This window comes from Pseudarthrobacter xylosi, assembly GCF_055412765.1.
The window spans coordinates 48,394-60,746 of sequence record NZ_JBVAYT010000006.1 but is presented as its reverse complement, the minus strand read 5'-3'; the positions used below and the strand labels follow the sequence as shown (position 1 = coordinate 60,746).

Annotated in this window: 14 protein-coding genes; 8 read left to right on the top strand and 6 right to left on the bottom strand. The window is 65.0% G+C overall.

Annotated elements, in window-relative coordinates:
• Position 1 precedes the first annotated feature (1 nt).
• From ACZY1F_RS14035 to ACZY1F_RS14020, 4 genes are all read right to left on the bottom strand, one after another.
• Entirely contained in the window at positions 2-856 is an 855-nt protein-coding gene (locus ACZY1F_RS14035) for a glycosyl hydrolase (RefSeq protein ID WP_463942342.1), read from the bottom strand.
• A 137-nt stretch (positions 857-993) separates the two neighbouring features.
• Positions 994-2,142 carry a non-hydrolyzing UDP-N-acetylglucosamine 2-epimerase gene (gene wecB, locus ACZY1F_RS14030; RefSeq protein WP_463942341.1) on the bottom strand — a complete coding sequence of 383 codons (1,149 nt, stop codon included), beginning with the start codon at positions 2,140-2,142 and terminating at the stop codon, positions 994-996.
• 65 nt (positions 2,143-2,207) lie between these two features.
• Positions 2,208-2,462: a hypothetical protein gene (locus ACZY1F_RS14025; protein ID WP_463942339.1), complete on the bottom strand. Its 255-nt coding sequence runs from the start codon at positions 2,460-2,462 to the stop codon at positions 2,208-2,210.
• A gap of 83 nt (positions 2,463-2,545) precedes the next feature.
• Positions 2,546-3,112 carry a YdcF family protein gene (locus tag ACZY1F_RS14020; protein WP_463942337.1) on the bottom strand — a complete coding sequence of 189 codons (567 nt, stop codon included), beginning with the start codon at positions 3,110-3,112 and terminating at the stop codon, positions 2,546-2,548.
• An 84-nt stretch (positions 3,113-3,196) separates the two neighbouring features.
• Here ACZY1F_RS14020 and ACZY1F_RS14015 point away from each other — a divergent pair, with 84 nt between their 5' ends.
• Genes ACZY1F_RS14015 through rsmD form a run of 4 tightly spaced genes read left to right on the top strand, consistent with a single transcriptional unit; the run spans position 3,197 to position 8,121 of the window.
• Positions 3,197-4,225: a thiamine-phosphate kinase gene (locus ACZY1F_RS14015; protein WP_463942336.1), complete on the top strand. Its 1,029-nt coding sequence runs from the start codon at positions 3,197-3,199 to the stop codon at positions 4,223-4,225.
• A gap of 22 nt (positions 4,226-4,247) precedes the next feature.
• Positions 4,248-5,258: a DAK2 domain-containing protein gene (locus tag ACZY1F_RS14010; RefSeq protein ID WP_463942603.1), complete on the top strand. Its 1,011-nt coding sequence runs from the start codon at positions 4,248-4,250 to the stop codon at positions 5,256-5,258.
• The gene (locus ACZY1F_RS14005) at positions 5,248-7,530 is read left to right on the top strand and encodes an ATP-dependent DNA helicase RecG (protein WP_463942334.1); all 2,283 of its coding nucleotides are present in this window, start codon (positions 5,248-5,250) and stop codon (positions 7,528-7,530) included. The genes ACZY1F_RS14010 and ACZY1F_RS14005 overlap by 11 nt, the downstream gene beginning before the upstream one ends.
• 9 nt (positions 7,531-7,539) lie before the next feature.
• A complete protein-coding gene (gene rsmD, locus ACZY1F_RS14000) occupies positions 7,540-8,121 on the top strand; it encodes a 16S rRNA (guanine(966)-N(2))-methyltransferase RsmD (RefSeq protein ID WP_463942332.1) in 582 nt (193 codons plus the stop codon).
• A gap of 3 nt (positions 8,122-8,124) precedes the next feature.
• Here the strand turns inward: rsmD and ACZY1F_RS13995 are convergent, their stop codons facing one another.
• Together ACZY1F_RS13995 and ACZY1F_RS13990 are read right to left on the bottom strand one after the other, a co-directional pair.
• Positions 8,125-8,913 (bottom strand): spermidine synthase, encoded by a 789-nt coding sequence (locus tag ACZY1F_RS13995; protein WP_463942331.1) that lies wholly within the window; start codon positions 8,911-8,913, stop codon positions 8,125-8,127.
• Positions 8,913-10,142 carry an aminotransferase class I/II-fold pyridoxal phosphate-dependent enzyme gene (locus ACZY1F_RS13990; RefSeq protein WP_463942330.1) on the bottom strand — a complete coding sequence of 410 codons (1,230 nt, stop codon included), beginning with the start codon at positions 10,140-10,142 and terminating at the stop codon, positions 8,913-8,915. The genes ACZY1F_RS13995 and ACZY1F_RS13990 overlap by 1 nt, the downstream gene beginning before the upstream one ends.
• A gap of 43 nt (positions 10,143-10,185) precedes the next feature.
• On the opposite strand from ACZY1F_RS13990, the gene coaD reads away from it, so the two are divergent.
• The 4 genes from coaD to rnc all read left to right on the top strand — a co-directional run bounded on the left by coaD (position 10,186) and on the right by rnc (position 12,349).
• Positions 10,186-10,686, top strand: a complete 501-nt coding sequence (gene coaD / locus ACZY1F_RS13985; protein WP_058932102.1) for a pantetheine-phosphate adenylyltransferase — start codon at positions 10,186-10,188, stop codon at positions 10,684-10,686.
• A 136-nt stretch (positions 10,687-10,822) separates the two neighbouring features.
• Entirely contained in the window at positions 10,823-11,347 is a 525-nt protein-coding gene (locus tag ACZY1F_RS13980) for a YceD family protein (protein ID WP_463914971.1), read from the top strand.
• A gap of 36 nt (positions 11,348-11,383) precedes the next feature.
• Positions 11,384-11,587, top strand: a complete 204-nt coding sequence (gene rpmF, locus ACZY1F_RS13975) for a 50S ribosomal protein L32 (protein ID WP_009356569.1) — start codon at positions 11,384-11,386, stop codon at positions 11,585-11,587.
• Between the two features lie 21 nt (positions 11,588-11,608).
• A complete protein-coding gene (gene rnc, locus ACZY1F_RS13970) occupies positions 11,609-12,349 on the top strand; it encodes a ribonuclease III (RefSeq protein ID WP_463942601.1) in 741 nt (246 codons plus the stop codon).
• Positions 12,350-12,353: the final 4 nt, after the last annotated feature.

The window sequence follows — 12,353 nt, the reverse complement described above, 5'->3', positions numbered from 1 at the left end:
CTCAAAGGGACCGGTACAGCTCGCCCGTGGGTGAAAGTGACCCGTCCCTGCGAAACAGTGCAGACGCGCCCATCACGGGGTCGTCGTCGGGCCGGGTCTTCCAGGCAAACCGCTCCACAAACGGCATGGCCCGGAACCCGGCGGCCGTCTCGCTCATAAACGCCATGATCTCCCTTTCGGAGTACCGGCTCGGCGACGTGGCAGTGGCCTTCCAGTCGGCGACCGCGTATTCAGTGATCCAAATAGGCTTGCTGTACCGGTCATAGACTTCCTGGACGATGTTCAGGAATGACTCGGAGTGGGGCGAGGTGTAGGAGTGCATGGTGATGAAGTCCACCCGGCGGCTTTTCGCAGCCGCCTGGTCCATAAACGTCCTGAACCAGTCGCCCCTGATGTGGACCGGAGACGGGGACCCCAGCCGCAGGCCGGATGCCTCAAGTGCCGGCCAGTATTCGATGGCCGAGGCCACGGACATATCCGCCTGCTCGGGATGGTCGGGCTCGTTGAATCCGAGCAGTTCCGAAGCTTCCGTTGTGCCGAGGTCGTCAAGGACGTCATCCACGGCCTTCCGGCGTACAGCCTGCCCGCCCCAGATCATCGGAACGAAACCCGGAGCGGGGCGGACGGCAGGGTACTTTGCGCCCCAGGTGTAGAACCAATTGATGTCCAGTGCATCGAGGTGCTTGACCCCGTGATCCTTACCCAATGCCAGGCCAACGCCCTTGCGCGCGCCCTGCGGGATGGCCGGCCGGTTGGCGGGCGCCTGTCCGCTGTTTGAGGGTTCCGGCGTGCACGCGGCAACCGTTGCGCCGGCAGAGGCGGCCAACGAGAGTCGGAGAAAACGCCTGCGGTCCACCTTCACCTCCACAGTGACTTTTCCGGCTGTGGTGGGTGCTGTTGCGCCCCATCAGCGTGTTCATCCTTCCACGCTTTGGTAGCGGAATACGTTCCCCGGAGGGCGGTTTGCGGTGACCCGCAGCCGGAAGGTGGAATTTATGCGGCCCCGCGGAACTCCGTGGTCCGGTGGCCCACGCCAAGGAGCTCGGCAATGGCTGCGACGGTCCGCTCGGCGGCCTTCCCGTCCCCGTAAGGGTTGACGGCGTTGGCCATTGCTTCGTACTGGCCCGCGTGGTGGAGGAGCAGAGCGACTTCTTTGACGATCCGGTCCTCGTCTGTGCCGATCAGGAGAACGGTCCCGGCGGTGACGGCTTCCGGCCGTTCTGTGTTTTCCCGCATCACCAGCACCGGTTTGCCGAGACTCGGTGCTTCCTCCTGCACGCCGCCGGAATCGGTCAGGACAATGTGGGCAAGCGAAAGCAGCCGGGTGAACTCGCCGTACGCCAACGGCTCAGTGACGAGCACGTTCGCCTTGCCCGCCAAGGCGGGTAGGACGGCGTTGCGGACTACCGGATTCTTGTGCACAGGCAGGACAATCAGCAGGTCCGGCTCCGCGTCTGCGATTCTGGCCAGCGCGCGCCCCATGCCCCGCATCGCATCGCCCTGGTTCTCCCGCCGGTGCGTGGTGACCAGTAGGATCCTGTGGCCGCTCGCGGCGGCACCCTCCAGCTGCGGATCGGCGAAAGCCACCTGTTTCCCCACCGTGGCCAGGAGCGCGTCGATGACGGAGTTCCCCGTAATCACAATGTCACCTTCGGTAACGCCCTCGGCGAGGAGGTTGTCCTTACTGATGCTGGTGGGAGCAAGGTGCAGGCTGGCGATCTGGCTGGTGAGCTTGCGGTTTCCCTCCTCCGGGAAGGGGGAGAAGAGGTCGCCGCTGCGAAGTCCGGCCTCTACATGGACCACGGGTATGCTTTGGTAGAACGCCGCTATGGCCGCTGCCGTTGACGTTGTGGTGTCACCCTGCACCACCACCGCGTCCGGCCTGTTGGCTTGGAAGAGCTTGTCCAGTCCTTCCATGGTCCTGGTCATGATCCCTGACAGGCTCTGGCCGTGCTGGAGGATGTCTAGGTCATGGTCGGGTTCAATGCCGAACAGCACGTTGACCTGGTCGAGCATTTCCCGGTGCTGCCCCGTGACCGCAACCGAGCATTCCAGAATTGGTGACTCCTGCAGTGCTGTGACAATGGGTGCCATCTTGATGGCTTCCGGGCGTGTCCCGAAAATTGGCATAACTACAGGCATATGTGTCCCCTTGGATCTGGATTCGAAAGCTGTGCGGATACTGCTGCCGGGACGCCCACTCGGCCCTATTGCCACAGCAGCAACGCAATGATCAAGGCCGCCACCGTCAGAATGGTGACGACGAACAGCGCCAAGGCAATCCGGCGTTTGGCCCGGTGGCTGGTGCCGGGCGTATTTTTCGGCTGGTTTTTGGCATCGCTTTCGGCGGCCTGCCCGGTGGAAGGGCCAGCTTTGGGCCTGGGCTGTGCTGCAGCGGTGGAGAACCGTTGCCTGCGCAGGTGGCGTGGTGCGCCCTGAAGGGGCTCATTGGCCGGGTCCATTGTGCGCTCCTTCCTTACGGGCTGAATGTTGGGTTCGAGTCTAGTGTCGGCGGTCCTTTGGGCCCATTTGGCGGTTGTAGCCGTCAGCATTCGGGCTGGAGTGTTGAGTCAATGAGCCCGCCCGTTTCGACGACGAAGCGCCACAACCACTCGCCCGGGTTCATGGTTGCGCGTGCACCCACCATCTGGACTTCCGCCGTCGTGCATTGGCTGATCAGCTTGGCTGCCCGCGTCACGTGGTAATTGGAGGTGACGACGGTGACTGACTCCCAGTGATTCACGGCGATGAGCCGGGAAATGGCCAAAGCCTCGCCGCGGGTGTTCACCGGGTCGGGGGTGAAACACACCAGGTCGCTGCTGGGGAGCACGGTGTTGTCGCAGACTTCATCGGCAGCGACGTTACCCACCAACCCGGTCTTTGCCAGGACGAGGACCGGCCCTCCCCATTCCTCCTGTAGCTTCCGGGCAGCGGGAAGCCGGTCGTTGGAGGCGCCTCCCAGCATGATCACGGCGTCGGTCTTGTGTGCAGGCGACGAGCCAACGTTGACAAAGAGCTGGAACGCCACGATTAACCACAACAGGAAGGCAATGAGGGCGACGGCGAGGACACGTCGTGTAGCGGCCTTCACCGCGCGGTAGGGAAAGCGCACACCTCCGAGTCTTTCACGGGCTCCCCGGCTGGGAAAATTGCAGGACGGAAAGTCGTTGTCGGTGCCGCGCTGTAGCGTAGGGGCGTGCCCGAAAATGCCCTTCCTGAAAATGTCGAGACCGTCGCCGGATTGTCCGAATCCGAGCTGCTGTCCCGGATCTTCCCGCGCCTGAACCACAGCCCCAGCGTCCTGCTGGGTCCGGGGGATGACGCCGCGCTGGTGTCGGCCCCGGACGGCCGGACCCTGATCTCCATCGACACCCAGACCCAGGACCAGGACTTCCGCCTCGAGTGGAACAACGGTTACCGGACCACGGGGTATGACGTTGGCTGGAAATCCGCCGCGCAGAATCTCAGCGACATCAACGCCATGGGCGGCCGGGCCACGTCCCTGGTGGTCAGCCTGACCATGCCGCCGGGCACTCCCGTCGAATGGGTTGAACGCTTCGCCGAAGGGCTGACTGCCGGCATCATCGGGCTCGGCGCTGCTGACTGTTCCGTTGCCGGCGGGGATCTGGGGCGCGGCCGGGAGATAGCGGTGACCGTGGCCGTCGTCGGGACCCTGGACGGCCTCCCGCCGGTGCTGCGCTCGGGTGCCCGCCCCGGGGACACTCTCGCCCTGGCAGGAACTGTCGGTCGGGCCGCCGCAGGACTCGCCCTCCTCGAGAGCGCCGTTCCGGCGGACACGCTCAGCGCTGAACAGCGGCAGCTCATGGACAGCCAGAGCAGGCCCACGCCACCCCTCGCAGCCGGGCCCGCCGCAGCGCGGGCAGGCGCCACCGCCATGCTTGACATCTCGGACGGTCTGGTCCGCGACGGCGGCCGCCTCGCCGCCGCCAGCGGCGTGGTCCTTGACCTTGACCCCGCCGCACTGAAACCTTTCGCGGAAGCCCTGCGACCGGCGTCGGACCTTCTCAGGGCTGACCCCATGGCCTGGGTGCTGGGCGGGGGAGAGGACCACGGGCTGCTGGCCACATTCCCGGCCGGCGTTCAGCTGCCTGCCGGATTCACTGCGATAGGCTCAGTACAAGCCCTGGGCAGCACTAGACTTCCGGGCGTCACAATTGCGGGCCACGCCGCTGGCACCGGGGGATGGGATCACTTTGCAGACTAAGGTTGCCGCCAACGCGCAAGCGATGAAGCGGTGGTTGGACAAGGCTGAAACCGCCATTGCCAACCACAGCGACCGTCTGAACGCCATCAACATCTTCCCCGTGGCGGACGGTGACACCGGCACGAACCTTTACCAAACCGTGCGGGCAGCCGCCCGGGCCCTGCACAGTGACCCGGCAGGCCAGTACGCGGCAGCCGCCGCTGACGCCGGCCAGACTGACGTCGGAGCAGTGCTGGCGCGCGCCGGCCGGGCCGCGATGGAGCAGGCCCGCGGTAACTCCGGAACCCTCTTCGCGGTTTTCCTCTGCGCCGCGGCCGAGCCCCTGGCCGGTCATACCCGCCTAACGTCTACCCTCCTGGCCGCCGCATTGAACCGTGCCCAGATCCGTGCCTGGTCCGCGTTGAGCGATCCCGTACCGGGCACCATGCTTTCCGTCATGGAAGCCGCAGCCCGGGCCGCCGCGGCGGTGGACGCCGGCCACAACGGCGATGACAGCAACCTGGCCCTGGGAAAGGCCCTGGATGCTGCCGTCAACGGTGCGTTGAAAGCAGTAGTCAGCACCGAGAGCCAGCTGGCCGCCCTTGAAGCCGCGCATGTGGTCGATGCCGGGGGCGTCGGCATGCTGCTCATCCTCGACTGCCTCCGTTCCGCCGTCCTGGGCGAAGGATTGCAGGGCGAACTCCTCGACGGGCTGCACGGCTATGACGTCCAGGACCCCCATATCCACGCTGACATGCCGGTAGACGACGGAGTCGAGGTTATGTGCACCATCAGCCTTTCGCCGCTCAGCGCCGCCACGCTGCGCCAGCGGCTCGACGAAATCGGCGAGTCCGTCATCATGAGCCAGGTGGACAGCCTGGCCGATGCTGAGGGGAGCTACCGGTGGCGGGTCCACGTCCACGTCCCCGACGCCGCACCCGCGGTCGCGCTGATCCGTTCCCTCGGCGAACCCAGCGACATTTCGGTCAGCGAACTAGCCATGCCCCGGGATCCCGAACCAGCTCCGGTGAACTCCAGTGGGCATGAGCGCTGAACTCGACCTGGGCCTGGAACGCCTGATCGGAAAACGGTCAGCGTCGGCCATTGAGAAGCACCTGGGCATCGCCACAGTGGGCGGCCTGCTGAATTACTTCCCCCGCCGCTACCTGAACCGCGGCGAACTGACACCCATCAGCGAGCTTCCGGTGGACGAGGAGGTCACCCTCATTGCGCGGGTGCTCTCCAACAGCACCCGCAAGATGCATACCCGCCGCGGTTCCATCACCGACGTCGTGATTACTGACGACGCCGCCTCCCATGGCCGTCCGCGCCTTGCGGCCGTGGGCCCGGGCAGCGGGCACGGCACGCTCAAGATCACCTTCTTTAGCGGCTACCGGGCCCAAGCCCAGCTCCTGCCCGGCCGGCGCGTGATGTTCTCCGGGAAAGTGACCAGGTACGGCCCGTCATTGGGCCTGACCAACCCGGACTTCCACCTCCTTGACGAGGACCCGGACATGCCGGCCATGGACCCCGAAAAGCTCGCCGCCATGCCGATCCCGGTGTATCCGGCCACCGCAAAACTCACCAGCTGGTCGATTCAGAAAGTCATCTCCACGCTCCTGGAAACCGTGGATCTTGACGCCCTGCCGGATCCGTTACCGGAGTCGGTCGCCGTGCGGGAGAACTTCCTGCCGGTGGCCGAGGCCTACCGGCTCATACACATGCCCGAATCGCCCGCTGACTGGAAGAAGGCGCAGGAGCGGTTGCGCTACCAGGAGGCCCTTGTCCTGCAGGCGGCACTGGCACGGCGCCGTGCCCAGCTTGCCGCCGAGGAAGCCACGGCGCGGCGCCCGGCGGTCAACGGGCTGCTGACGGCCTTCGACAGCCAGCTACCCTTCACGCTCACCGCCGGCCAGGCCGCCGTCGGAAAAACGCTCGCCACTGAGCTGGCGCAGGACAGCCCCATGAACCGGCTGCTGCAGGGCGAGGTCGGCTCGGGCAAGACCATCGTGGCGCTGCGGGCCATGTTGCAGGTGGTGGATGCCGGCGGGCAGGCGGCGCTCCTTGCGCCCACCGAGGTCCTCGCCGCCCAGCACTTCGATTCCATCCGGCGGACCCTGGGCTCCCTGTCCCGCGACCCCATGCTGTCCCCGGACGGGCTGCTGGGCAGCCTGGCCGAAGGGGCCGTGCAGGTCACTCTCCTCACGGGTTCCATGCCCACCGCTGCCCGGAAACGGGCCATGCTGGACGCCGCATCCGGTGCGGCCGGGATCGTGATCGGCACGCACGCGCTGCTCAGCGACAATGTTGCGTTCTACGACCTTGGCCTGATCGTGGTGGACGAACAGCACCGGTTCGGCGTGGAGCAGCGGGACGTGCTCAGGTCGAAGGCCAACAAGCCGCCGCACCTGCTGGTCATGACGGCCACCCCCATTCCACGCACCGTGGCCATGACGGTCTTCGGCGACCTCGAGACCTCTGTCCTGGACGAACTCCCCGCCGGCCGGGCACCGATTTCCACTCATGTTGTGGGCCTCGCCGAGAACCCCGGTTGGGCAGACCGCATCTGGTCACGTTCCCGTGAGGAGATCGACGCCGGGCACCAGGTGTATGTGGTGTGCCCCAGGATCGGAACGGACGACGACGGCGACTTCAGTACGGGGGAAGCGGAACCTTCCGCGGCTGACCTGGCGGGTGACGGCGCCGCGCGGGAACTCGCGTCCGTGACCGCCGTCGTCGAACATCTCCAGCAGGAGCCGGCCCTTGCCGGCGTGCCGCTGGGGCCCATGCACGGCCGCCTGGACCCTGCCGCGAAGACCGCGGCGATGGCAGACTTCACTGCCAACCGAACCAAGCTGCTGGTGTCCACCACCGTCATCGAAGTCGGGGTCGACGTCCATAACGCAACGCTGATGGTGATCCTCGACGCCGACCGCTTCGGCATTTCCCAGCTGCACCAGCTGCGCGGCCGTGTAGGACGCGGTGGGCTTCCCGGAACGTGTCTGCTGGTCACCAGCCTGGAACGCGGACACCCGAGCCGGCGTCGGCTGGATGCCGTGGCGGCAACCACCGACGGCTTCGCACTGTCGCAGGAGGACTTGAAGCTGCGCCGCGAAGGCGACATCCTGGGCGCGTCCCAGTCTGGTGGCCGCTCCACCCTGAAACTGCTGCGCGTGCTGGAGCATGAGGACATCATTGCGCAGGCGCGCCAGGACGCCCAGGAAATTGTGGGCGGAGATCCGGCCCTGGCTCGACATCCGCGGCTGGCGGAGGCCATTGACGAGTATTTGAACCCCGAGAAGGAGGCGTTCCTTGAGCGCGGATAGGAGGCGGCCTTGAGCCGCATCATCGCGGGCGCCGCAGGCGGGACCACCTTGGTCAGCGTTCCCGGCTCCCTCACCAGGCCCACCACCGACCGTGTTAAGGAAGCGCTCTTCTCCCGGCTCGACGCCTTCGGGATCATTGCCGGGGCCCGGGTCCTGGACCTGTACGCAGGGTCCGGATCGTTGGGCGTGGAGAGCGGCAGCCGGGGCGCTGAGGCCGTTGACCTCGTGGAATTCGATGCCAAGGCCAGTTCCGTGTGCCAACGCAATGCGGACCTGATTAATGGCGTGCTGGGCCGCAAGGCAGTGACCGTCCACCGGTCCAAGGTGGAGTCCTTCCTTGAACGCACGGCGGAGACGGCCAGCTGGGACCTGGTGTTCCTGGACCCGCCGTATCCGCTGGATGACCCTGCCCTGTCGGCGGTGCTGGGCAAACTCGAAGCTCATCTGGCTCCGGCGGCCGTTATAGTGGTGGAGCGGTCCACGCGTTCACCGGAGCCGTTCTGGCCGGCCGGCCTGGAACGGTTCGCAGAGAAGAAGTACGGCGAAACGCGGCTCTGGTTCGCGGAGCCCTCGGTGCTTCCGGAGGACTGAGATTCAGCCGGCGAGGCCATCCAGGTCCACGCCGGCGAGAACCTTCGCAGGGTGCGGGCCACGTGCCGTCAGTTCGGCTGTCCAGGCTTCGGGCCACGGGGTCTTTGTTCCGGCGAGGATGATGTTGCCGGGGTAGCGGCCTGCGAACATCCCGGTTTCGGCGAACGCCGCCACGTCGGTCATGGCGCGGCGCATGGCGGCGGCCTGGCTACGCACCAGGGTCAGTCCAGGTTCATCGCCCACGTTGACGATCAGCAATCCGTCCTGGGCAAGGCGTGCACTGGCCTCCCGGTAGAACTCCTGGCAGGCGATGTGGGCGGGGGCTTCCGGTCCGGAGAAGATGTCCAGGATCACGACGTCGAACTGAAGTTCCGGGTCCAGGTCCGCCAGGGCGTCACGGGCATCCCCGATGACGGTATGAAGTTGGGTTCCGCCAGGCAGCGGGAGTTGCTGTAGGACAAAGTCGAGGAGCTCTCGTTCCAGCTCCACCGCATACTGGACGGATCCGGGCCTCGTCGCCTGCACATAACGGGCCAGGGTCAAAGCCCCGGCCCCAAGATGCAGGGCTGTGATCGGCTGGCCTTCGGGAGCGGCGAGGTCCACCAGATGGCCGATCCGCCGCAGGTACTCGTAGAAGATCTCCTCAGGATGCGCCAGATTAACGTGGGACTGCTCGGCCCCGCCAATGCTCAGCACGTAGCCGCCGTCGGTGAAAGCATCGGCCTCGATGGAGGCGTGCTGTCCAGTGGTCCGCAGGAACCGCGTGGACCGTGTGCCGCCGGGGTCCGCCATCAGAGCTTTCCGCTGAGGGTCGCCAGCCTGGCGGCGGCCTCCTCGAGGAGCTCCACTTTCTTGCAGAACGCGAACCGGAGCAGGCTCCGTGTCCGTTCCGCGCCCGCCGGGTGGCAGAAGACGGGGACGGGAATGGCAGCCACTCCCACCAGTCCGGGTAGCCTTCGGGCCAGGTCCACGGAGTCGCTGATGCCAAGGGGTGCGGTGTCCACGTTGACGAAATAGGTTCCCTGCGGCGTGTAAACATCGAATCCTGCGGCGCGGAGGCCTTCGCTGAGGATGTCCCGCTTCTTCTGGAGAGTGGCCGAAACGCCCTGGTAAAACTCGTCCGGCAGCGCGAGCCCTGTCGCAATGGCCGACTGGAACGGTGTACCGGAGCTGTAAGTCAGGAACTGCTTGACCGTGCGGACGGCCGCCACCAGGTGTTCCGGGCCGGTCAGCCAGCCGATCTTCCAGCCGGTGAAGGAGAAGGTCTTTCCGGCGGAGGAGATAGTGATGGTCCGCTCAGCTGCACCCGGCAGGGTGGCGACAGGAATGTGCCTGACACCGAAGGTGAGGTGCTCGTACACCTCATCGGTGATGATGAGGCAGTCATGCTCTGTGGCAAGTTCGACGACGCGCTGAAGGACATGCCGGGGGAAGACGGCGCCGGTGGGGTTGTGCGGATTATTTAACAACACCACCCTGGTGCGGTCGGTGAAGGCCGCTTCCAGGGCCGTCATGTCCGGGTAAAAGTCGGGAGCCAGCAGCGGGGCCGTGACGTGGGTGGCGCCGGACAGGCCGATGACGGCGCCGTACGAGTCATAAAAGGGTTCGAACGTCAGCACCTCATCACCGGGGCCGACGAACGCCAGCAACGTTGCGGCGATCCCTTCGGTGGCACCGGTGCTGATGATGACCTCCGTTTGAGGGTCCGGAGTCAGCCCGTAGAAACGCTCCTGGTGCGCAGCCACGGCCTCACGCAGTTCGAAGATGCCCTTGCCGGGTGCATACTGGTTGGCCCCGGCCTCGATGGCGGCCATCGCGGCCGCCTTGATTTCCAGCGGTCCGTCCTCGTCAGGAAAGCCCTGCCCGAGGTTGATGGCGCCGGTCTGCGACGCCAGCGTGGTCATCTCTTCGAAGATCGTGACGCCGAGTTGGCCGGCAGGTCCCAGCAGATTGGCGCCTGCTGCGGTGCGCTGCCACGGGGCAGGCGCAGTGGGCATGGAAACGTCCCGTGGTGGATGCATCCAGTCATGGTATCCCGGCCGTCCCATGCGGTAGGTTCGGTGCATGAGACGCGCTGTCTGCCCTGGATCCTTTGACCCCATTCACAACGGCCATCTCGAGGTCATCGCCCGTGCCGCCGGCCTCTTCGACGAGGTGATCGTGGCGGTTTCGACCAATTATGCGAAGAAGTACATGTTCAGCCTGGGGGACCGCCTGGACATGGCGCGCGAAACGCTGGCGTCCCTCAAAGGCATTGTGGTGGAACCCGTGGGCGACGGTCTGTTGGCCGAGTACTGCCGCCAGCGCGGGGTGTCCGCGATCGTCAAAGGTCTCCGCTCATCCTCGGACTTCGATTACGAACTTCCGATGGCCACAATGAACCGCCAGCTCAGCGGCGTCGAAACGGTGTTCCTGCCGGCCGAGGCGCACTACCTGCATTTGTCATCCACCCTGATCAAAGAAGTGGCCGGTCTGGGCGGCAGTGTGTCCGACTATGTGCCCCGGTCGGTACATAAAAGGTTGCTCGCGGGCGGGTCTGCGCCCGATCAGCCGCCAAGAGGGTAGGCTAGTCCGGTACTTCGACGTCCGCTGCCTTGCGGTTCGCAGGCCTGGTTTGAGTCTCTGCGGTTCTTCAGGCTAAGATGGTACGTCGGTCATATGTTCAACAGGAGTTCTCATTAAACGAGATGCTAGTTCGCCCTTGGCGTTCGACGTCAAGGATATCGGGCGCAGCCCGGGAAGCATGCGGACACTGAAAGAACATGTACCCGCACCAAGTGATCTTGGTGTGGCACTCATTGGCGTTCAGGAAGGCTCGGATATCGAGCTGGATCTGAGGCTTGAGGCCGTACACGAAGGAATTCTGGTATCAGGAACCGCGGTCGCCGAAGTTAAAGGCGAATGCGGCCGATGCCTGGATCCCCTTGCGTATGACCTTGAGGTCAATGTGCAAGAACTTTTCTTCTACGAGGGCGCTACGTTCTCCGACGGAGAAGACGAAGAAGAGCAATATCGAATCGAGTACGATCTAATCGATCTTGAGCCGGTGTTGCGGGACGCAGTTGTAACCATGCTGCCGTTCCAGCCGGTGTGCCGGGAAGACTGCCAGGGCCTTTGCTCCGAATGCGGAGTACGCCTGGAAGACGAGCCGGGGCACCACCACGAGGTCGTAGATCCTCGCTGGGCTGCCCTAGCTGACTTGGCTAAGCCTGACCGGCAAAACTGATTTGTAAGTGTTTTTCTAGAGAGAAATGAGTTAGCCGTGGCTGTCCCGAAGCGGAAAATGTCTCGCTCGAATACCCGCGCCCGCCGCTCCCAGTGGAAGGCAACTGCCCCCCACCTGGTGAAGACCGTAGAGAACGGCCAGGTTACTTACAGCCTGCCGCACCAGGCGAAGGTCGTCACCGACTCGGCTGGCACTGCGTTGTTCCTTGAGTACAAGGGCCGCAAGGTCGCAGACGTCTAATCGGCCGCTTGGGCTGACATGATGTCTTCAACTGAAGAGCTTCTGAAGCGTCTCGGTGTCTCCATTGACGCCGGGACGCTTCGTCTTGCTCTCACACACCGTTCCTACGCCTACGAAAACGGCGGCATCCCCACCAATGAGCGGCTCGAATTCCTGGGCGACTCAATTCTGGGCTTCTCCGTGACCGATGCCCTGTACCGGGACAACCCCACCCTGCCAGAAGGCGACCTCGCCAAACGCCGCTCTGCGGTGGTCAGCACACGCGCCCTCGCCGGCATCGGCCGAAGCCTCGGCATCGGAGACTACATCTACCTGGGGCAGGGCGAAAAGCTCACCGAGGGCAAGAACAAGGCCTCCATCCTGGCGGACACCATGGAAGCACTCATTGGTGCCACCTACGTGTCCAACGACATCGAGACTGCCCGTCAGCTGGTGATGCGCCTCATTGGCCCGCTCCTGAAGGATGCTGCCGCCCTCGGCGCCGGCACCGACTGGAAAACCAGCATCCAGGAACTGGCAGCCAGCAGGCAGATGGGCACTATCTACTACGCCGTTGAGGGTGCCGGGCCGGATCACGCCCGAACCTTCACAGCTGTCCTGAACATTGGTGGCAAACCGTACGGCAACGGATCAGGCCACTCGAAGAAGGAAGCGGAACAGGAAGCTGCCGCGGACGCCTGGCGTCAGCTCTCCGGAACCGCGGGCGCGGTCGCTGCCCCTGCAGCGGAGGGCGCGCCTCCAGAGTCTTCCCGCAGCGTCTAGGCTG